The sequence below is a fragment of the Sphingomonas paludis genome (assembly GCF_053502515.1).
The window spans coordinates 3,050,367-3,070,405 of sequence record NZ_CP187558.1; the positions used below are offsets into that span (position 1 = coordinate 3,050,367).

Consider the following 20,039-nt stretch of genomic DNA (forward strand, 5'->3'; position numbering starts at 1 on the left):
GCTTAGCCGCGGCGGTTGTTCCGGTCGGCCCGTTCATAGCGGATCTGCGCCGACAGCTGGTCGAACCGGCGGTCGAGGTCGCGGCGTTCCGCCACCGTCAGGCCACGGCCGGACCGGCGATACTGGTTCTCGAGCTGCGCCAGCCGGCCGAACTGGGTGCGCAGGCCATTCGCTTCCCGCGCGCTGATCGCGCCGCGCCGCTGGGCGGTGTTGATGCGGTTGTACAGGTTCGACTGACGCTGGTTGATCGACTGCCAGTTGCCGGCGTCATAGCGGACGGCATGGGCCGGTGCGTGATAGGGCTGGGCCTGGGCGGCGGCAGGCAGGGCAGCCGCGCCGAGGCCAAGGCCGGCGGCGATCAGGATCATCTTCTTCATGGCTCGTCTCCTCGTTGCGACCTTGTGGTCGAGGAGCAATCTGGTGCCCGCCTGTCGCTGACCTGTGTCAGCGATGCTGCAAATGTGTCGAAAACTGTCGCAAGCCAGGCGGGACCGTTCAGCAAACGGCCCCGCACCCGTCCTTACCCTTCCGAAAACACGCCGCAGGCGATGCGACCGCCGCTGTTGCCCGCGGGATCGCTCTTCATGTCGTCCGGCCCGGCATGGACGACGAACGCCGATCCGTCGGCATCCATCATCGCCGCCAGCGTCGCGCCCTGGATGGTATAGGTCAGCGTGCCCCGGCCATTGGCCGCGACCAGCAGGTTGGGCAGGTCGCCGGCATGGGAACCGGCGGGGTTTTCCAGCCCGTGCTGACGCCCGGCGGGATTCCAGTGCCCGCCCGCCGTGGTGAAATCGGGCGCATCGCACTTGCCGACGGTATGGACGTGCACGCCGTGCGGACCCTGGGGCATCGCCATGCCCTCAACAGTGATGACGACGCCGCCCGGCGCGGCCGCTGCGGTCACCGTGCCCACCGGCACATTGGCCCCGGTGCGCAGATCGGCGCTCAGCGCCTGTGCTCCGGCCGGGGCAGCGGCGGGGGCCGCATCCATCGCCGCCATGCCGCCGGTATCGGAGCACGCCGCCAGCATCGCCGCGCCCGCCATCGTCATCCACATTGCCTTGTTCATGTCGCTCACTCCGCCTTGGCGCTTTTCCTGTCACGGGGATGAATGAACCGGGGGCGCAATAAGTTCCAGTGGGCGGATCAGCTTTCCGGCATCGGCCCGGCAATCAACAGCGGATCGATGCGGACATCGCGCCATTTCATGCCCCAGTGCAGGTGCGGGCCGGTCGATCGCCCGGTGGTGCCGATTGCTCCGATCGCCTGCCCCCGCTTCACCGCCTGTCCCGGCTTCACGTCGATCCGCGACAGGTGCAGAAACGCACTGTTCAGGCCCATGCCATGGTCCAGCATCAACAGATTGCCCTCCAGCGTGAAGGGCGCATCGGCGGCCAGGATGACGACGCCGTCGGCAGGCGCGACGATGGGCGTACCCGTCGGCCGGGCGACGTCGACCCCGCTGTGATAGCTGCCCGGTTCGCCGCGATAGACGCGCTGCGATCCGAACAGGCCGGAGACGCGCCCCGTCACCGGCCAGATGAAATCCTGTCGCCAGCCGGGGCTGTCCGACGCGATCCGGCGGGCGGCGTTGATCTGCGCCAGCTCGGCGGGGCGGCGCGCGGCGAACTCCGCGCTTGGCTGGCTGACGCGCGGCAGGCTGTTCAGCCGCTCGATCCGCCAGGCCCGCCGGTCGACCGCCAGCGTCTCGACGACCTGCCGCCCATTGCCCAATGTTGCCGCCAGCAATGCCTGCATCGGCGCATCCCGGTCGAACGCGATCAGGAACCGGCCGTCCGCCGCCATCGGCACCGCCTTGCCGTCCAGGGTCAGCGCGGTGGCACCGGCGGGCGCGATCCCGCGCACCACCCCGCCCTGCACGATCTCCCCCGTCAGCGAAAAGCCGTTTGCGGGACGCTGAGCCACCGGTTGCATTGCCGGGTCGACTGTCGCCGGTTCGGCGGGCAGCCGTGCCTCGATCTCGGCGGCGGACGGCGGCGCTGCATCGGCACTGGCTAGGATGCGCGGCGGCAGGACGCAACTGCCCAGCGCCACCAGCGCCGGACCGGCCATCGCCCATCGCCGCCATGCCCGCATCAGCCGCTCAGCGCCTCGGTCGCCAGTTCGGCGCTGGCATAGGCCTCCTGCCGCTCGACCGACCAGTAACGCAACTCGTCCAGCGGGATCGGAGCGCCCGATCGTGCGCAGACGACATGGTCGCCGTTCACCAGCACGCGAAAGCCATTGGCCATGTAATGCAGCTTGGCCGGGCGTTGGGTGTTCGACATCAACATGAGTTCGCGTCCGTTTTCTGGGTCAGGTCACAACAGGTTTGGCTGTTCGGGCTTGGCATCAGGATAGGCCCTGCCGCCGCCGCGCTCAACCCGTGCCTCGACATCGCCGTCGCCGAAATGCAGCACCAGCGCGCCCGTCGCCCGCGCCGCATCCGCGGTTACCACCGGCTTGTCGCCGATCCGCGCGCTCACCCGCACATAGCCCTTGGCCAGCAGATTGTCGGGATTGGCCGCATCCAAAAGGCGGGACAGTCCGTCCAGCCGTTGACGCTCCGCCGCGATCCGCCGCTCGATCACCATCGGGGTCAGCCGCGCGGAAAGCGTCGCCAGTCGCTCGTCCGCCAGCGCCGCCTTGCGCGCCAGCACATCGGGGCGCAGCCGCGCATCGAACTGATCCAGCCGCCGCCGCGCAAGCGCGATCCGCCGCTCCAGCCCCAGCCCCAGCCGCTGCCCCGCTTCGTCCAGCCGCTGGCGCTGCGGGCTCAGCAACAGGTCGGGTTTCGGCATCAGCCGCGCGATGGCGGACAGTCGCTCCCCCGCCCGCTCGGCATAGCGCCGCGCCAGCCGCTCCGCCCGCGCGCCCAGCCCCTCGACAGCCAGCCGCACCTCGGCGCGCACCGGCACCGCCATTTCGGCCGCCGCAGTCGGCGTCGGCGCGCGCCGGTCGGCAGCATAATCGGCCAAAGTGGTATCCGTCTCATGCCCCACGGCGGAAATGGTCGGGATCGAGCATTCGGCGATGGCGCGCACCACCGCTTCCTCGTTGAACGCCCACAAATCCTCGATCGACCCGCCGCCCCGCGCGACGATCAACAGGTCGGGGCGCGGCACCGGCCCGCCGGCCATCAGAGCATCGAACCCCCGGATCGCGGCGGCCACTTGCCCCGCCGCCGCGTCCCCCTGCACCAGCACTGGCCAGACGACGACATGGCTGGGCCAGCGATCAGCCAGCCGGTGCAGGATGTCGCGGATCACCGCGCCGGTGGGTGAGGTGACGACGCCGATCACCTGCGGCAGCCACGGCATCGGCCGCTGGGCGCGGCCCTTGGCGAACAGCCCTTCCGCCTCGAACCGCGCCTTGTTGCGTTCGAGCAGCGCCATCAGCGCGCCTTCGCCCGCCAGTTCCAGCCGGTCGATCACGATCTGGTATTTCGACCGGCCGGGATAGGTCGTCACCTTGCCGGTCGCCACCACCTCCAGCCCGTCCTGCGGCACGAACGGGATCGCCGCCGCCGCGCCCTTCCAGATGACCGCATCGATCACCGCGCCATCGTCCTTCAGCGCCAGATAGACATGCCCAGACGCCGCCCGCTTGTAGCCCGAGATTTCCCCGCGCAGCCGCACCTGCCCGAACTCGCGCTCGACCATCCGCTTCAGCCTGCCCGACAATTCGGTCACGCTTTCCGGCGCGGCGTTGTCGCCGGGCGGGCTTTGGGCTAGCAGCCGCCGCTCGGAAGTTTCATCGGAAAAGGGATCGGGCATGAACGTCCTGCTGGTCGGATCTGGGGGGCGTGAACACGCGCTGGCGTGGAAACTCGCCCAGTCGCCCGCCTTATCGACGCTTTATGCGGCACCCGGCAACCCCGGCATCGCCGATCATGCGGTGTGCGTGACGCTGGACGTCACCGATCATGCCGCCGTCATCGCCTTCTGCGCCGAACAGCGGATCGAATTTGTCGTCATCGGCCCCGAAGCGCCGCTGGTCGATGGCCTTGGCGACTCCTTGCGCGCAGCGGGCATCGGCGTGTTCGGGCCGAGCGCCGCGGCGGCGCAGCTTGAAGGGTCGAAGGGCTTTACCAAGGATCTGTGCGCCCGCGCGAACATCCCGACCGCAGGCTATGTCCGCGTGACCTCGCTCGACGCTGCCCGCGCGGCGCTGGCGGACTTCGGCCTGCCGGTCGTCATCAAGGCGGACGGCCTCGCGGCGGGCAAGGGTGTGACCATTGCCCAGACGGCAGAGGATGCCGACGCCGCCCTCACCACCATGTTCGCTGAACCGGGCGGCGAGGCGGTGATCGAACAATTCCTGACCGGCGAGGAAGCGAGCCTGTTCGTCCTGACCGACGGCACCAATATCCTGACCATCGGATCGGCGCAGGATCACAAGCGCGTCGGCGACGGCGACACCGGCCCCAATACCGGCGGCATGGGTGCCTACAGCCCCGCCCGCGTGCTGACGCCCGAATTGGAGGCACAAGCGATCGAGCGCATCGTCCGACCGACCGTGGCAACAATGGCGGCGGACGGCGTGCCGTTCAAAGGCGTGCTTTATGCCGGGCTGATGCTCACCGACACCGGCCCGCAACTGATCGAATACAACGCCCGCTTCGGCGACCCGGAATGCCAGGTGCTGATGATGCGGCTGGAGGGCGATCTGCTCGACCTGCTGATCGCCACCGATCGCGGCACTTTGGGCGACCTGCCCCCCGCCAGCTTCAATCCCCGCCCCGCGCTGACCGTGGTGATTGCCGCCAACGGCTATCCTGGCACCCCGGAAAAGGGCGGCCGCATCTCCGGCATCGAAGCCGCCGAGGCCGAGGGCACCAAGGTCTTCCACGCCGGCACCGCGATGACCGATGACGGGCTGGTTGCAAATGGCGGCCGCGTGCTGGCGGTCACTGCGCTAGGCACCACCGTCGCCGAGGCCCAATCCACCGCCTATCGCGGCGTCGACGCGCTAGACTTCCCCACCGGCTTCGCCCGCCGCGACATCGGCTGGCGGGAGGTTGCGCGGGAGCGGGGGTAGACCAAACGCCTCCCCACCCGTTCGTGTCGAGCGAAGTCGAGACACGACTGGTTTGGCTATCGGCCGACAATGCTGCCCGTCTGTTTCCGACCGTATTGCGGACGAGCGACGGGTTATCCATACCAGTGCCATTATGGTGAAACTCAACTATCAGTGCTGCTATTGCGATCATGGCATCGCCAAGCATGACGCTGACGCGGTGCGCATTGTCCTTTCTGGTTTATGGGGGGGATCAGGTGGAGCGGTGCAAGAGATCTTCGCCCATCGCCAATGTGCATTTGAGAAGTTTGGTGCCGCGTTAAGTCCCTCGGTCCCTTTCGACATCCAGGTGTTTGGGCCAGACTGAACGGCGTGTTCATACTACAGTCGGTCGTTAGGCGGCGTGGACAAATTATACAGGCGACATCTGACGGTTAGTCGTGGGCCCATTTCAGCGATGAAGCATCGACGGTGTCATGCCCCATGTGGCGGATGAAGGCATCTCGCAGGTCTTGCTTATGCTCACGCCACTTCGCCGGCTCGGCATCTGGGTCCATACCGTCCGCCACGAAGAGCCAATCGACAAATTGATCGGCAGTGACGGGTCCTTGTTCGGGGATGAGGTCGTCGACATGCGATGGATGCCCGTTGACGATCCCACCACACCAACCGTGCTCGATGCAGACTTCGTGCATGAGCGCATCGTAGCCGGACCTCTGTTTCATCAGCCTCAAGTACCAGCACCTGCGAACACCGGCAAAGTCTGTTTCGGCCGAGTGTATTGACGATGCTCCGAACGATTGATTCAAGGCTGCCTTTTGGAGGCAGGGTTGAGCCGGGGCGATCTCACCGAGGTTGAATGGCGCATTATGAAGGACCTGCTGCCGATTGAGCGCAAGAACCGGAGCCGGGGCAGACCTCCCGAACAGAACCGTGCGATCATCAACGGTATACTATGGCGGCTACGGTGCGGTGCGCCGTGGCGCGACGTGCCACCTAAATACGGGAGCTGGAACACCATCTATCGGCGGTTCCGGCGATGGAGCGAGGCCGGGGTTTGGGAGATTGTAGCGGTGACGCTGGCCGAGATCATGGCGGATACTGGCCACTACAGCATCGACAGCACCACGGTCCGCGCCCACGTCTCGGCAGCGGGCGGAAAAGGGGGGCTTATCGACGCGCTCTTGGCCGCTCGCGGGGCGGGTTCACCAGTAAGCTTCACTGCCTGGCTGACGCCCTCGGGCGACCGCTCGCGTTTCACCTGACAGGCGGCGAGGCGGCAGACTGCAAGGCCTATGACGCCCTGATCGTCCTGCCCGAGCGCAGGCCGGATGTCTTGCTTGCCGACAAGGGCTACGATGCCGACGCCATCCGTGCAGACCTTGCGAAACGGAACATCGAACCCGTCATCCCCGGCCGCTCAAACCGCCGGGTAAGGATTGAGCATGACCGGACGCTCTACAAGCAACGCAACCGCATCGAGCGCATGTTCGGCCACCTCAAGATCAACCGCGCCATCGCCACCCGCTACGACCAGCTGGCTAGCAGCTTCCTCGGCATGGTCCACCTCGCCACCGCCAGATACTGGCTCAAATTTGTCCACGCCCCCTAGGAAACCGGCACCGATAGCCGTCAATAATGGGTCGAAGCCAATCGCCTCAACCACCCACCTGCCTTGGCACCACCGCCAGCCCGACCGCGCTGACCACGCCCGCCGCGACCAGATACACGCCCACCCGCGCAATCCCGCCGTCCGCCGCCAGCGCCTGTGCCGCAACCGGGGCCAGCGCGCCGCCCAGGATGCCGCCCACGTTGAACGCGATCGACGTGCCGGTATAGCGCACTCCGGCAGGGAACAGCGACGGCAGCCACGCCCCCAGCGGGCCATATGCAAAGCCCATCAGGAACAGCGCGATCGCCAGCCACAGGAACACGCCCCCCGCGCTCGCCCGGCCGAGCAGCGGCCCCATCAGCACCCCGGCCAGCACCGCACCCGCAAAGCCCACCGCCAGCATCCGCTCCGGCGAGAGCAGGTCCGCGCCCACGCACGCCACCACGACGCCCAGCGCCAGGAACAGGATGGCTGCGATCTGGATCGCCAGCACCAGTTCCCGGTCCATCCCAAGCGTCCCCGTCGCATGGCCGAGCGCAAATGCAGTGGCGAGATAGAACAGCGCAAAGCACGCGATCGTCGCCCCCGTCGCCGCCAGCGTCTCGCGCGGATGCTGGGCGAGCAGCGTGCCGATCGGCACCTTGGGCAGCGCGCCCTTCGCCTCAGCCGCGGCAAACGCCGGCGTCTCAGTAAGGCTCAGGCGCACCCACAAGCCCAGGATCACCAGCACCGAACTGGCGATGAACGGCAACCGCCAGCCCCAGTCGCGGAACGCCGCATCGTCGAGCAGCGCGCCCAGGATCAGGAAAAAGCCGTTGGCCGCAATGAACCCCACCGGCGCGCCCAGCGGGGGAAACATCCCCCAGCGATATTTCTGCCCCGGCGGCGCATTCTCGACCGCCAGCAAACTCGCCCCGCCCCATTCGCCGCCCAGCCCCAGCCCCTGCCCGAACCGCAGGATGCAGAGCAGCACAGGCGCGACCCAGCCGACCATCTGATAGGTCGGCAGGAACCCGATCAGAACCGTCGACCCACCCATCAGCAGCAGCGACGCGACCAGCGTCGACTTGCGCCCCACCCGATCTCCGAAATGCCCGAACACGATACCACCCAGCGGGCGCGCAAAGAACGCCAGCCCGAAGCTCGCATAGCTCAACAGCAGCTGCGCGCCCGGATCGGTCGAAGGAAAGAACAGCGGCCCGAAGACCAGCGCAGCGGCGGTGGCATAGATATAGAAGTCGTAGAACTCGACCGCCGTGCCGGTCAGGCTGGCGAACAAAATCCGCCCCATCCCCGCCGCTCGCCTGCCCCCAGCCAACCCGCTATCCATGCCTTCCCCCCGAACTGCCCGCGCCCCCTGCCGCGATCAGGTCGGCTCGTCCAGTCCGTTTGTCCCAGAACCCGCTCGTGCTGAGCTAGTCGAAGCGGCGAACGAATCTACAGGCTTCGGATTGACCTTGCCGGTTTGAGGTGGGGTTTCGCGGGACTAATCCGATTGGCGGCCCGGCCAATTCCGCATCGCCTGATCCACGATCCCCAGCAACGTCACGCGGTCCGCCCCGTCCTTGGCCAGGGTGGACATCCCCTGCACCACCGCGAACAGATGCGCGGCGACCGCGGCCGCATCGATGTCGCCCGGAATCATCCCCGCCGCCACGTCGCGCTCGATCCGCAATTGCAACGCCGCCTGGATCGCCCGTCGCATCGCCGCCAGTTCCTCGCGCACATCCGCCGCCTCGGGCGACGCGCTGACGATCGAGCTGGCCAGCAGGCACCCCGGCGGCGCGTCGTCCCGCGTATCGCCCATCGCCGCCGAGATCAGCAGGCCGCGCGCCGCCGTCCGCGCATCGGGCGCAGCGGCGATCCCCGCTGCGATGGCTTCCGCTCCGCCCCCCAGATACCGGTCGACCGCCGTTCGGAACAGCGCCCGCTTGTCGCCGAACGCGGCATAAAGGCTGGGCGGCGTGATCCCCATGGCGGCGGTCAGCATGGCGATCGACGTCGCTTCATAGCCATGCGCCCAGAACAGCCGCATCGCCGCGTCGAGCGCGCCGTCGCGGTCAAAGCTGCGCGGCCGCCCCGTGCGACGGCGGTCCAAAGTCATTTCCATAGCGATTGTTATAGAATCATTGACTTCACCCGGCAATGGTCGCCATGGGTTCTGTAACGAACACTATGAAAGCCTGCACCATGCCCCTCAGTCACTATCGCACCCTCGGCCGTTCCGGTCTTGCCGTCAGCCCGCTGGCACTCGGCACCATGACCTTCGGCGTCGCGCGCTGGGGCATGGACCGCCCGGCGGCGGAGGGCGTGTTCGACGCCTATGTCGCGGCTGGCGGCAACCTGATCGATACCGCCAATGTCTATGCAGGCGGCGAGGGCGAGGCGATGATCGGCGCGATGATCGTCGAACGCGGCATCCGCGACGATCTGGTGCTGGCGACCAAATCGGGTTTCGCGATGGGCAAGGGGCCGGCGGCGGGCGGCAACGGCGCGCATCACATCCATGCCGCGCTCGACGCCTCGCTCCGCCGCCTGCGCACCGATCATGTCGACCTGTACTGGGTCCATGTCTGGGACGGCGTGACCCCGGCGGAAGAACTGCTCCAGACGATGGCCGCGCTCGTCCGCTCGGGCAAGATCCGCTATTGGGGCATCTCCAACACCCCCGCCTGGTATGTCGCGCGGCTGGTCACCCTGGCCGCTGCCCACGCCCTTCCCGGCCCGATTGCGCTCCAATATTTCTATTCGCTGGTCAGCCGCGAGGTGGAGGCCGAGCATCTGCCGCTCGCCCGCGACACGGGCCTCGCGATGATGCCATGGAGCCCGCTCGCCTATGGCCTGCTCACCGGCAAATATGACCGCGCGTCAGTGGAAGCGGCGGGGCCGCGCGCAGGAGGCCTGACCATGGGTGCCGGGTCGGGGGAAAACAGCAATCGGCTGGATGGGGCCAACCCCTTCGGCGACATGCTGTTCACGACACGCAACTGGCGGATCGTCGATGCCTTGCGCGGCGTCGCGGCTGAACTCGGCGAATCGATGGCGCGCGTGGCGCTAGCCTGGGTCGTCGGTCGCCCCGGTATCGCCACCACGCTGGTCGGGGTCAGCAAGGTATCGCAGCTGCACGACAATATCTCCGCGCTCGACCTGACCCTGCCACCCGAACAGCGCGCCGCGCTCGACGCCGCCAGCGCCCCCGATCTGCCGATGCTCTATGGCCTGTCCGCCCCCGCCATGCGCCAGCATGTGGTGTTCGGCGGGGCCAGCGTCAGCGGCTGGTCGGAACCGGCGGCCGCGCCGGTCTGATCGACGCCCGGGCCATGCCCCACAGGATCAGCGCACCGAACAGCGCACCCTCGCCCGCCCCCGTCACCATCTGCGCGATCGGCCCCAGCCCCGCCTCGCCGGTCAGCGCGCCGATGGGGTCCAGCCGCAACCGGCTGGCGGGCAGGCTCTGGCTCAGCGTGGCGAGGCTCCCTGCCATCATCCGTCCGCCGATCAGCGGGATCAGCACGCCCGCCCCCGCCCCGCACAGCGCGCCGATCACCGCTTGCCTGCGCGGCGAAGCGGCCGCGCGCGCGCCCAGCGCCGCCGCCAGCCCGACTGCGCCACCCAGCACCACGCCCTCCCCCGCTCCGGTGATGTCGCCCGGCGACGCCCCGATCAGCAGGCGGAAACTGTCGGTACCGATCAGCTTGACCAGCCCGCCCACCACGGCACCGCCACCCGCCCCGCCGATGACGCGCAGCCATGGCGACCCGCGCCCCGCCGCCAGCGCAATACCCGTCGCCACCCCCGCCCCGCCCAACAGGGCCACGGCCAGCGTCACGATGGTCAGCACCAGCAGCACGGACAGCGCACCCATCGCCGCCGCACCCTCGCCGCCCGCCGCCAGTGCACCATAGGCAGCGCCGCCGATCCCCCCGGCCAGCCCCGCCCCCGCCGTGCCGCCCAGCGCATGGGACAGCCAGGGCGCGGGCGCGGCGGTGGAAACCGCCGCATCCGCCCCAGCTGCCTCGACCGGCGCGATGAAGCGATAGCCGTGTTTCGGCACCGTCTCGATCATCGACGGCGCGCTGGCATCGTCGCCCAGCGCGCGGCGGAGCGTGCGGATGCACTGGGTCAGCGCCTCGTCGGTCACCGGCACGCCGCGCCACACCGCGGCCATGAACTGGTCCTTGGTCACCAGCGCGCCTGGCTCGCTCGCCATCAGGATCAGCGCGTCGAGATAGCGGGCGTTCACCGCCACCGGCTCGCCACTCCGCCACAACCGCCGTTCGCGCGGATCGAGCAGGAACGGGCCGAACCGGATGGCCGCCGCGCTTTTCAGCGATTCCTCATCCAATGCTCATGCCCTTCACCGCCATGCGCGCCATGCCATGCCCGTCACATCATGGAGGATCAAGCAATGGCGGTGAAGCAGGGAACGGCCGATCATGGGGTTGTCGGCATCATGGGCTGGCGGGGCTGGCGCTGGCTCGGCTGGGGCGCGGTGGCGGCGGTGCTGATCGCGCCGACCATCGCCATGCGCTTTACGGACGAGGTGAACTGGACGGCCAGCGACTATGGCTTCGCCATCGTGGTGCTGGGCGGCATCGGCGTTGCGCTGGAACTGGTGGTGCGGGCCAGCGGCAACTGGGCGCTGCGGGCGGGGACCGCGATTGCCCTGCTGGTCACGCTGGCGATCGTCTGGATCAACGGTGCGGTGGGCATCATCGGCGACGGCGACCACTGGGCCAATTTCTTCCACATGCTCGCCCCACCGGTCGCGCTGTCCGGGGCAGCGCTTGGCCGGTTCCGGGCGCGCGGCGTTGCGGTGGGACTGATGGCGGCGGCGCTGGTCCAGCTTGTCGGGGCGGTATTCGCCGCAATGATCGAACCGCGCGTCATCCCCTTCATTGCGCTGTGCATCACCGGCTGGCTGGTGGCCGCCGGCCTGTTCCGCCGGGCAGCGCAGGGGTGATGCGCAAGCTGCTTTCTAAGAAGGGCCCTTCCCCTTCAGGGGAGGGGCCACGATACTCAGCCCGGATAGCGGTCGAACTTCGGCAGCGCCTCTGCCCCGTCCATCCATCCGATGCGCTCGGCCATCTGGATATGGCCGAACGGTGCGGCCAGCGCGTCGGGGTCGTCCAGCGTCGCCGACTGCACATCGACCTTGCCGGGAAAGATCGCTTCGTTGGTGTAGAACAGCCCGGTGCCGCACCGCCCGCAGAAATGCCGCCTGCCATGCTCGGACGATGCATAGACGACCGGATCGCCCGTCACCTTCAATTCGTCCGCCCCGATCAGCGCCCATGCGACCATCGGCGCACCCGCATGGCGGCGGCAATCGCTGCAATGACAGATGGCGTGATGCTGGAACGTCGCCGGCATCTCGTACCGGATGGCCCCGCAATGGCATTGTCCCGTCGGCATGGTCCGCTTTTCCCCTCTCCGCTATGTCAGGTGCGCGATACGCAGGTCTTGCGCGTGATCTTGGTCACATTGCCCTTGGCGTCGCGCTCTTCCAGCCGATCCTCGGTGCAGTTGCTCTCGTCCGGGAACCAGCCCTGCGCCACGCCGATCCGCCAGACGAGCAGCGCCATCGCGGCAAAGATCAGGGCAAAGGCGATCTTGCGAACAAGGCGGTTCTTGATGGGCATCGCGAGCCATTCTCCGATCAATTGTGTCAGCTTTGGTGCTCTTCAATGCCCGTTCGTGCTGAGCTTGTCGAAGCACTGCCTTTCTTTGCGGTGGTCGGTAGCTCCTAGGCATCAGGACAATGCTTCGACAAGCTCAGCATGTACGGTTTTTCGTGCATTGGTCGGGCCACACCACTCACTCTTGCGCCAGCAGCCAGGCCCTGACCGCCGGATCGTCGGTCATCCCCGCCGCACGGACCCGCGCGGCCCGTGCCTCGTCCGCCCGGCCGAGCAGGCCAAGCAGATGCGCCCGCGCCGCCCACCATGGCTGATAACCATGCGCCGCTTCCCCCAGCACCTCCAGCATCGCCAGCCCCTCCGCCGCCCGCCCCGCCTCGCCATGCGCCACCGCCCGCGCGACCTGTGCCCCGATCGACGGGGCGATGCGGACCAGCAAGTCGTGCAGCATCGCCGCCGTATCGGGCGGCGCAGCATGACGCGTGCTGGCGGCAACCATCTGGTGCGACTGGATCGCCGCCTCGATCTGGAACCGCCCCGGCACCTGTCGCGCCGCTGCCTGACGCAGCAAGCCTTCCGCCTCCCCGATCATGGCCGCGTCCCAGCGTTCCCGGTCCTGCCGGTCCAGCGGCACGAACGCGCCGCCCGCGTCCCGACGCGCGCTCGCCCGGCTTTCGCAATAAAGGATCAGCGCCAGCAGCCCCATGGCCTCCGCATCCGCCGGGGCCAGCGCCACCGCCAGCCGCCCCAGCCACAGCGCCTCCTCCGCCAGTCCCCGCGTGGTGGCGTTGCCCGCGAACCGGTCGTCCCAGCCGGTGCCATAGGCGGCATAGATCGCGGCCAGCACCGCCGCCATGCGCGGTCCGGCCTCGGCGGGATCGGGCACGGCAAAGGGCACGCCCGCATCCCTGATCTTCGCCTTGGCGCGCGACAGGCGCTGGCCCATCGTCGTCGGCGCGATCAGGAAACTGGCGGCGATCCGCGCGGCGTCCAGCCCCAGCACCGCCTGCAGCATCAACGGCGCCTGGATATCACCAGCAACGGCGGGGTGGGTGCAGGCGAACATCAGGCCCAGCCGATGGTCGCCAAACGGGGTTCCGTCCATCGCCTCCCGCTCCGCCTCGATCAGCGCGCGCATCGGCTCCGCTGCGGCCCGCACGCCGTCATGCCGCCGCGCGTGACCCAGCGTGCGCTTCGCCGCCGTCAGCAGCCAAGCCTCGGGCCGATCCGGCACGCCGCGTTCGGGCCAGGTGGCCAGCGCCGCGCGGAACGCCTCGCTCAGCGCATCCTCCGCCGCCGCGATGTCGCGTGTGCGGGCCGCGAGCAGCGCGATCAGCCGCCCATGGGACTCGCGCGCCACCCGCTCGGCGGCGCGGCGCGCGATGTCGCTCATCCGGGGCTCAGCCCTGGGGCGGCGGGGGCAGCACCGGCCGCACCTCGACGGGGGTATCGCTGGCGCAGGGTGCCCGTGCAGCCCATTCGATCGCTGCGTCCAGATCGGCCACGTCGATCACGACATAGCCGCCCAGCTGTTCCTTGGTGCCCGGAAACGGCCCGTCCTGAATGGTCCGGCCATCGGCGCCGACGCCCACCAGCGTCGCCGTTTCGGGCGGGTGCAGGCCATCGCCATTGACCATGATCCCGGCGGCGGCGATCGCGCCCATATAGGCGGTCCAGGCACCCCAATAGGGTCCGGCGGCAACCGGATCGGCGCGCTTGGCGACTTCGGCGGGGCTTTCGCGGTAGACGAGCATATATTGCATTGGATGATCCTTCCTTGTTTCGGGTGTGGGGGCAATCAGTTCATGCCGGGCATGGGCACATGCGCGCGCACATCGACCCGGCCAGTCCGCGCGGCGGGCAGCTTTAGGGCCCAGGCCTCGGCCTCTGCGCGGTCCTTCACGTCGATGATGAAATAGCCGCTGAGCGTCAGCTCGCCCGATTTCGGCGCAGCGACCGGCACGAGCGCCGCCCCGCCGCGCATGATCCCGGACTTGGCCATCGCGTCGCCAGCGGCGGCATAGCTTCCCCAATAGGCCCTGCCCGGCTCGCCCGCATCGCTGCGCAGCGCCAGCTGGTCGGCGGTTTCATAAACCGTCAGCGTGAACGGCTCGGCCCGGGCCACGCCGATCCCCGCCATGATCAGGGCAGCCAGCGCCACCCCCTTCCAAATCCGCATCGTCCGCACTCCTCATCACCGGCGGCACCAGCACCGCCTGTATGGATGAGCCGCGAGAGGGGACGATTTCGACAGCACGCGAAAAATCTTTCCGCGCGCGCGGGCCTACAGGTAATCGGTCAGGGTCAGCGGGACTGCGCGGCTGGCCCCGCCTCGCTCGACCGTCAGGTTCAGCACAGTTCCCGCCGGATCATAGATCCGCTGAATAAAGGTCTCGAACGGGATTCCCCGGATCCTGTCGCCCGGTTGCAGCCCCGCCTGCTCCGCCGGACTTCCGGCACCCACCTTGCCGATGGCGATGGCATCGCCCGCCCGTTCGATCCAGATGCCCGTCCGGTTGTAATAATCGGGCTGCATCGTCTGGCGGTTGCGCTTCATCAGCACGGCATTGTCGCGGTTGCTGGTGGCGATGTTGAACAGCCGCAGCAGCGGCAGGCCGATGATCCCGTTCTCGAACTCATTCCAGTCGGGCCGGTCCTTGATGAACACCAGCGGCCGTTCGATCACCGCCCCGGCCAGTTCGATCTGTTCGGCCCGCACCACGCGGGTTTCGCCGTCCGGTGCAGCGGGCGCCCATTTCGCGGCGTTCCACAATCCCGCCGCCTCGGCCGCCTTGCGATACAGCCGGATCACCGGGGGCATGCCCGTATCCAGCCCGAACCGCATCGGCGGCGCGCCGTTGATGCTCGCATCGGCATAGAGGAACCGGCTGTCCTCGCTCTGCCCGCGCTGCACGATCCCCTTGTCGAACCGGGTCCAGCCCGACATGTCGCCCAGCCCGCCCGGATAGACGCGCCACTGCCCGGCATCCATGTCGAGCTCGCCGTCCATCACGGTCAGCACGCGCCCGGGCAACGAGATCGCCGCCCCGTCGCCCAGGCCGCGGTCGATCCCGGCCAGCGCCAGCACCGGCACCTCGAACCGCCCGCCCAGCAACAGGCCGTTGGCGCGGTAGATGGGGTAATCGGTATTGCCCCAAGACAGGCGCAGCTTACGGCTCCCGATTTTCGGCAGCTTCAGCTGGCGCGCAAGGTCGGTGCGGATCAAACCGAACTGTCCGCCGGTGTCGATCACCATCGGCAGCGTGGGCGATTGGCCGATCGATCCCGCCACCAGCAACCGACTGTCGGTCAGCCGGATCGGCACCCCGGCCCCGCCACCCTGTGCCAGCGCCCTGGCCGGTCCCGCCGCCAGCACTGCGGCGGCCCCGCCAATCATCACATCCCGACGGCCAATCGACATACGCATACTCCACTGACTTCGCGCCGATGTTGGTGCGGAACGATAACAGGATGATGACAGCCGGAAAGCCAGGACACCGATGTCCGTCGACCATAGCCGGCGGACCGTCGCACATCGCCCGCCGCCGCCGGCATCCGCCCCCGACAGCTCGCTTGCCCCGGGAAGCGTCGTTCCCTAACTGTTCACGCATGACCGTTCCTGCCCCCACCCCCGACGATCCTCCCTATCTGCGCGGACTCAACCCCCCGCAGCGCGAGGCGGTGCTGACCACCGACGGCCCGGTGCTCGTCCTGGCGGGTGCAGGCACGGGCAAGACGGCGGCCCTGACCGCGCGGCTGGCGCACCTGATCTACACCCGCCGCGCCTACCCATCCGAAATCCTCTCGGTCACCTTCACCAACAAGGCGGCGCGCGAGATGCGCGAGCGTGTCGGCCGGATGATCGGCGATGCGGTGGAGGGGATGCCCTGGCTCGGCACCTTCCATTCGATCGGCGCCAAGCTGGTCCGCCGCCATGCCGAACTGGTCGGGCTGCAGAGCAATTTCACCATCCTGGACACCGACGATCAGCTTCGCCTGCTCAAGCAACTCATCGCCGCCGCCGACCTGGACGAGAAACGCTGGCCCGCCCGCCAGCTCGCCGGGCACATCGACGGGTGGAAGAACAAGGGGCTGACCCCCGCCATGCTGGGTGCGGGGGAAAGCGAGCTGTTCGCCAACGGCCGGGGACAGGAACTCTACACCGCCTATCAGGACCGGCTGCGCGCGGTAAACGCCTGCGATTTCGGCGACCTGCTGCTGCACAGCCTGACCATCCTCAAGGATCACCGCGAGGTGCTGGAGCAGTATCAGAACCGCTTCCGCTACATCATGGTGGACGAATATCAGGACACCAACAGCGTCCAGTATCTCTGGCTCCGCCTGCTCGCGCAGCAGCGCCGCAACATCTGCTGCGTCGGCGACGACGATCAGTCCATCTATTCCTGGCGCGGCGCGCAGGTGGAAAATATCCTGAAGTTCGAGCGCGACTTTCCCGGCGCGAAGGTCATCCGCCTCGAACAGAATTATCGCTCCACGCCCCATATCCTCGGCGCGGCCTCCGGCGTCATCGCCCATAATGGTGGTCGCCTCGGCAAGGATCTCTGGACCGAGCTCGACGCGGGCGAAAAGGTCCGCGTCATTGGCGTCTGGGACGGCCCCGAAGAGGCGCGCCGCGTGGGCGAGGAGATCGAGGCGGCGGAGCGGCGCGGCACCCGCCTGTCCGACATCGCCATCTTGGTCCGCGCCCAGCACCAGACCCGCGAGTTCGAGGACCGCTTCATCCAGATCGGCCTCAACTACCGCATCGTCGGCGGCTTTCGCTTCTACGAGCGCGCCGAAATCCGCGATGCCCTGGCTTACCTCCGCGTCGTCAACCAGCCGGCGGACGACCTTGCCTTCGAACGGATCGTCAACACGCCCAAGCGCGGCCTTGGCGACAAGGCACTGGCCAAGGTGCATCAGCTCGCCCGGGCACAGAACATCCCGCTGACGCTGGCCGCCGCGCGCATCCTCGACACCGACGAACTGACGCCCCAGGCGCGGCGCGCGCTCGGCAACCTGATCGGCGACATCGCCCGCTGGCGCGACATGGCGGGCGGCATGGCCCACCCGCAGCTGGCCGAACAGATCCTCGACGAAAGCGGCTATACCGGCGCGCTTCAGGCGCAGAAATCGGTCGAGGCATCCGGCCGGCTCGAAAACCTGACCGAACTCGTCCGCGCCATGGAGGAATATGAAAATCTCGGCGCTTTCCTCGAACACGTTTCGCTCGTCATGGACAATGAGGCCGCCAGCGCCGGGCCGCAGGTGACGATCATGACCATCCACGCCGCCAAGGGGCTGGAATATGACACCGTCTTCCTGGTCGGCTGGGAAGAGGGCGTGTTCCCGTCGCAGCGCGCGCTGGACGAGGGCGGCCTCGCCAGCCTGGAGGAGGAACGCCGCCTGGCCTATGTCGCGATCACGCGCGCGCGGCGACAGGCGACCATCATCCACGCCGCCAATCGCCGCATCTATGGCCAGTGGACCTCAAGCCTGCCCAGCCGCTTCGTCGGCGAACTGCCGCCGGAGCATATCGAAAGCGAGACGACCATGTCCGGCGGCGAAAGCCTGTGGCGCGCCAACTGGTCCGAACGCGCCGATCCGTTCGCGGATGTGGCACGCGGCACCGGGCGCGGCCCCGGCTGGCAACGCGCGGCGGGCGTCGACCTCAAGAAGCCCGGCGGCACCGTCAGCACCCGCACCTTCACCCGCGAACCGGCCCGCGTCCGCGAAAGCAACACCCCGGCGGTCAGCCTGGGCAACAAGGGCCGGGGCGATATCGAATTGGGAATGCGCGTGTTCCACCAGAAATTCGGCTACGGCGCCGTCGCCGCGATCGAGGGCAACAAGCTGGAAATCGACTTCGAACAGGCGGGCCGGAAACGCGTACTGGACAGCTTCGTGACGCTGGGGTGAGCGGCCTCCGTTCCCGGGACCCAGGCGGTGTGGAAATCTTTCAACTGCAGTTCAGCGGCGGCTCCGGCATGGTTGCGTGAAAAGAGCCGCCATTCCGGAATCGACCCCGTTGCAGATGTGCTGAATGGCGATCACCGGCGCTTAGGGCGGAAGCAAATGGGCCGATTGCATCTCGGCTGACGTCCCGTTACATGGCGCGCATTCGCAAGGACCCGGTGAAATTCCGGGTGGCTATTCCGGCCGCCGATCCGCCGGACAACAACACGCACCTCTCGTTGCGCGCCATCGACGCCCTGTGCCCTGTTGTGGATTTCAGATGACATTCGATTTTTCTGCCTACCGTCGTCAGTGGTTTACTGACGGCTCCGCTGCCCGCCGCGACATCATGGCGGGCATTGTCGTGGCGCTTGCGCTGATCCCCGAAGCAATCGGCTTTTCAATCATCGCCGGGGTCGATCCGCGGGTCGGCCTTTACGCATCCGTCGCGATTGCGATGGTGATTGCCTTCATTGGCGGACGACCCGGTATGATTTCGGCCGCCACCGCCGCCGTTGCGGTGCTGGTCGTTCCGCTGGTGCGGGATCACGGCGTGGAGTATCTGTTCGCCGCGACGATCCTGATGGGGCTGATCCAGATCGTTGCCGGCCTGCTGCGGCTTGATCTGGTCATGCAGTTCGTGTCGCGTTCGGTCATCACAGGCTTCGTCAACGCACTCGCCATTCTGATCTTTCTCGCCCAGCTGCCGCAACTCACCAATGTCGGCTGGCAGACCTACGCGATGGTGGCGGCGGGGCTGGCCATCATCTACGGCCTGCCACGCCTGACCACGGCCATTCCGTCGCCATTGGTCGCGATCTTGATCCTGAGCGGCGTCAGCATCGCATTGGGGATGCCGGTTAACACGGTGAGCGACATGGGCAGGCTTCCGGAAGGGCTGCCCAGCTTCGCGCTGCCACAGGTGCCGCTCACGCTCGAAACGCTGCGGATCATTCTCCCCTATTCGCTGACGATGGCAGCGGTCGGTCTGCTCGAATCACTGCTGACGGCACAGATCGTGGACGACATGACGGATACCGACAGCGACAAGCGGCAGGAATGCGCGGGACAGGGCGGGTCGAACATCGTCGCTGCATTCTTCGGTGGCATGGGCGGTTGCGCGATGATCGGACAATCGGTGATCAACGTAACATCGGGCGGGCGCGGACGGCTGTCCACCTTCGTCGCGGGTGCGCTTCTTCTGTTCCTGCTCGCGGTGCTTGGCCCCTATGTCGGACGCGTCCCCATGCCTGCGCTGGTAGCGGTGATGATCATGGTGTCGATCGGAACGTTCAGCTGGAACTCGATCCCGAATTTGCGCCGTCACCCGCTGCCATCGTCGATCGTCATGCTGACGACGGTAGTGGTGGTCGTGGCGACGCATGATTTGTCGCTTGGCGTGCTGGCGGGCGTGCTGCTCTCTGGGATCTTTTTCGCCGGCAAGGTGCAGCGCATGTTCTCCATCGAGCGCGCGCAATCCGCTGATGGGATGGAAGCGGTCTACCGCGTGAACGGCGAGATATTCTTTGCGTCGGTCGACCGCTTCACCCGGGTGTTTCAGGCGGAGGACAGCGCCAAGCGCGTGACGATCGACGTCTCCGGCGCTCATTTCTGGGACATTTCCGGGGTAGGTGCGCTGGACAAGATCGTGGCGCGGCTGCGCGCGTCAGGCCGGGACGTCGAGGTCATCGGATATAACCGCGCGAGCGCGGACATCGTCGATCGCTTTGCGCTCCACGACAAGACGGGGGTCGAGATGGGGCTGGCGCCCCACTGACCGAACACGACCGCTCCAGCGAACTACCGTCGGC

At 67.8% G+C, this 20,039-nt stretch carries 23 protein-coding genes and 1 other annotated feature; of the genes, 8 read left to right on the plus strand and 15 right to left on the minus strand.

Features of this window, described 5'->3' with window-relative positions:
- Window positions 1-2: 2 nt before the first annotated feature.
- The 5 genes from ACPVPU_RS14750 to xseA form a co-directional block, all read right to left on the minus strand.
- On the minus strand, window positions 3-377 hold the full coding sequence (locus tag ACPVPU_RS14750; protein ID WP_448658730.1) for a hypothetical protein: 375 nt from the start codon (window positions 375-377) through the stop codon (window positions 3-5).
- A gap of 143 nt (window positions 378-520) precedes the next feature.
- Complete coding sequence (locus ACPVPU_RS14755; protein WP_448658731.1) at window positions 521-1,072, minus strand: superoxide dismutase family protein; 552 nt, start codon at window positions 1,070-1,072, stop codon at window positions 521-523.
- Between the two features lie 77 nt (window positions 1,073-1,149).
- Complete coding sequence (locus tag ACPVPU_RS14760; protein ID WP_448658733.1) at window positions 1,150-2,100, minus strand: M23 family metallopeptidase; 951 nt, start codon at window positions 2,098-2,100, stop codon at window positions 1,150-1,152.
- Window positions 2,100-2,297, minus strand: a complete 198-nt coding sequence (locus tag ACPVPU_RS14765) for a DUF2093 domain-containing protein (RefSeq protein WP_448658734.1) — start codon at window positions 2,295-2,297, stop codon at window positions 2,100-2,102. Before ACPVPU_RS14765 ends, ACPVPU_RS14760 begins: the two co-directional genes overlap by 1 nt.
- A gap of 27 nt (window positions 2,298-2,324) precedes the next feature.
- Complete coding sequence (xseA, locus tag ACPVPU_RS14770; protein WP_448658736.1) at window positions 2,325-3,779, minus strand: exodeoxyribonuclease VII large subunit; 1,455 nt, start codon at window positions 3,777-3,779, stop codon at window positions 2,325-2,327.
- On the opposite strand from xseA, the gene purD reads away from it, so the two are divergent.
- A complete protein-coding gene (gene purD / locus ACPVPU_RS14775; RefSeq protein WP_448658737.1) occupies window positions 3,778-5,043 on the plus strand; it encodes a phosphoribosylamine--glycine ligase in 1,266 nt (421 codons plus the stop codon). The two genes, xseA and purD, sit on opposite strands and share 2 nt — an antisense overlap.
- 133 nt (window positions 5,044-5,176) lie before the next feature.
- Window positions 5,177-5,389: a hypothetical protein gene (locus tag ACPVPU_RS14780; RefSeq protein ID WP_448658738.1), complete on the plus strand. Its 213-nt coding sequence runs from the start codon at window positions 5,177-5,179 to the stop codon at window positions 5,387-5,389.
- A gap of 67 nt (window positions 5,390-5,456) precedes the next feature.
- On the opposite strand, the gene ACPVPU_RS14785 is transcribed toward ACPVPU_RS14780, so the two are convergent.
- A complete protein-coding gene (locus tag ACPVPU_RS14785; RefSeq protein WP_448658740.1) occupies window positions 5,457-5,747 on the minus strand; it encodes a hypothetical protein in 291 nt (96 codons plus the stop codon).
- A 144-nt stretch (window positions 5,748-5,891) separates the two neighbouring features.
- Here ACPVPU_RS14785 and ACPVPU_RS14790 point away from each other — a divergent pair.
- A protein-coding gene (locus ACPVPU_RS14790; protein ID WP_448660539.1) for an IS5 family transposase occupies window positions 5,892-6,634 on the plus strand; the annotation gives its coding sequence in 2 pieces (ribosomal slippage) (window positions 5,892-6,192 and window positions 6,192-6,634; 744 coding nt in all).
- A gap of 46 nt (window positions 6,635-6,680) precedes the next feature.
- Here ACPVPU_RS14790 and ACPVPU_RS14795 read toward each other — a convergent pair.
- A complete protein-coding gene (locus ACPVPU_RS14795) occupies window positions 6,681-7,925 on the minus strand; it encodes an MFS transporter (protein WP_448658741.1) in 1,245 nt (414 codons plus the stop codon).
- Between the two features lie 195 nt (window positions 7,926-8,120).
- On the minus strand, window positions 8,121-8,744 hold the full coding sequence (locus ACPVPU_RS14800; protein ID WP_448658742.1) for a TetR/AcrR family transcriptional regulator: 624 nt from the start codon (window positions 8,742-8,744) through the stop codon (window positions 8,121-8,123).
- Window positions 8,745-8,824: 80 nt separating this feature from the next.
- Between ACPVPU_RS14800 and ACPVPU_RS14805 the strand changes: the two genes are divergently transcribed.
- Window positions 8,825-9,940: an aldo/keto reductase gene (locus ACPVPU_RS14805; protein ID WP_448658743.1), complete on the plus strand. Its 1,116-nt coding sequence runs from the start codon at window positions 8,825-8,827 to the stop codon at window positions 9,938-9,940.
- Here the strand turns inward: ACPVPU_RS14805 and ACPVPU_RS14810 are convergent.
- The gene (locus ACPVPU_RS14810) at window positions 9,903-10,979 is read right to left on the minus strand and encodes a winged helix-turn-helix domain-containing protein (RefSeq protein ID WP_448658744.1); all 1,077 of its coding nucleotides are present in this window, start codon (window positions 10,977-10,979) and stop codon (window positions 9,903-9,905) included. The genes ACPVPU_RS14805 and ACPVPU_RS14810 overlap by 38 nt on opposite strands.
- A gap of 48 nt (window positions 10,980-11,027) precedes the next feature.
- On the opposite strand from ACPVPU_RS14810, the gene ACPVPU_RS14815 reads away from it, so the two are divergent.
- On the plus strand, window positions 11,028-11,597 hold the full coding sequence (locus ACPVPU_RS14815; RefSeq protein ID WP_448658745.1) for a hypothetical protein: 570 nt from the start codon (window positions 11,028-11,030) through the stop codon (window positions 11,595-11,597).
- Window positions 11,598-11,653: 56 nt separating this feature from the next.
- Here ACPVPU_RS14815 and ACPVPU_RS14820 read toward each other — a convergent pair whose 3' ends face one another.
- From ACPVPU_RS14820 to ACPVPU_RS14845, 6 genes are all read right to left on the minus strand, one after another.
- Window positions 11,654-12,049, minus strand: a complete 396-nt coding sequence (locus ACPVPU_RS14820) for a GFA family protein (RefSeq protein WP_448658746.1) — start codon at window positions 12,047-12,049, stop codon at window positions 11,654-11,656.
- Window positions 12,050-12,075: 26 nt separating this feature from the next.
- On the minus strand, window positions 12,076-12,276 hold the full coding sequence (locus ACPVPU_RS14825; RefSeq protein WP_448658747.1) for a hypothetical protein: 201 nt from the start codon (window positions 12,274-12,276) through the stop codon (window positions 12,076-12,078).
- Window positions 12,277-12,451: 175 nt separating this feature from the next.
- Window positions 12,452-13,666: an RNA polymerase sigma factor gene (locus ACPVPU_RS14830; protein ID WP_448658748.1), complete on the minus strand. Its 1,215-nt coding sequence runs from the start codon at window positions 13,664-13,666 to the stop codon at window positions 12,452-12,454.
- Window positions 13,667-13,673: 7 nt separating this feature from the next.
- The gene (locus tag ACPVPU_RS14835; protein WP_448658749.1) at window positions 13,674-14,036 is read right to left on the minus strand and encodes a YciI family protein; all 363 of its coding nucleotides are present in this window, start codon (window positions 14,034-14,036) and stop codon (window positions 13,674-13,676) included.
- Window positions 14,037-14,071: 35 nt separating this feature from the next.
- Complete coding sequence (locus ACPVPU_RS14840; protein ID WP_448658750.1) at window positions 14,072-14,452, minus strand: YciI family protein; 381 nt, start codon at window positions 14,450-14,452, stop codon at window positions 14,072-14,074.
- Window positions 14,453-14,557: 105 nt separating this feature from the next.
- A complete protein-coding gene (locus ACPVPU_RS14845) occupies window positions 14,558-15,694 on the minus strand; it encodes an aspartyl protease family protein (RefSeq protein WP_448658751.1) in 1,137 nt (378 codons plus the stop codon).
- Window positions 15,695-15,882: 188 nt separating this feature from the next.
- On the opposite strand from ACPVPU_RS14845, the gene ACPVPU_RS14850 reads away from it, so the two are divergent.
- The 3 genes from ACPVPU_RS14850 (at window position 15,883) to ACPVPU_RS14860 (ending at window position 20,005) form a co-directional block, all read left to right on the plus strand.
- A complete protein-coding gene (locus tag ACPVPU_RS14850) occupies window positions 15,883-18,192 on the plus strand; it encodes an ATP-dependent helicase (protein WP_448658752.1) in 2,310 nt (769 codons plus the stop codon).
- Window positions 18,193-18,383: 191 nt separating this feature from the next.
- On the plus strand, window positions 18,384-18,512 hold the full coding sequence (locus ACPVPU_RS14855; protein WP_448658753.1) for a hypothetical protein: 129 nt from the start codon (window positions 18,384-18,386) through the stop codon (window positions 18,510-18,512).
- Window positions 18,398-18,453, plus strand: a sequence feature (sul1 is cis-regulatory element that is thought to sense ions involved in sulfur or methionine metabolism; They are found in Alphaproteobacteria). Its footprint overlaps the gene before it by 56 nt.
- Entirely contained in the window at window positions 18,509-20,005 is a 1,497-nt protein-coding gene (locus ACPVPU_RS14860; RefSeq protein ID WP_448658754.1) for a SulP family inorganic anion transporter, read from the plus strand. Before ACPVPU_RS14855 ends, ACPVPU_RS14860 begins: the two co-directional genes overlap by 4 nt.
- Window positions 20,006-20,039 lie beyond the last annotated feature (34 nt).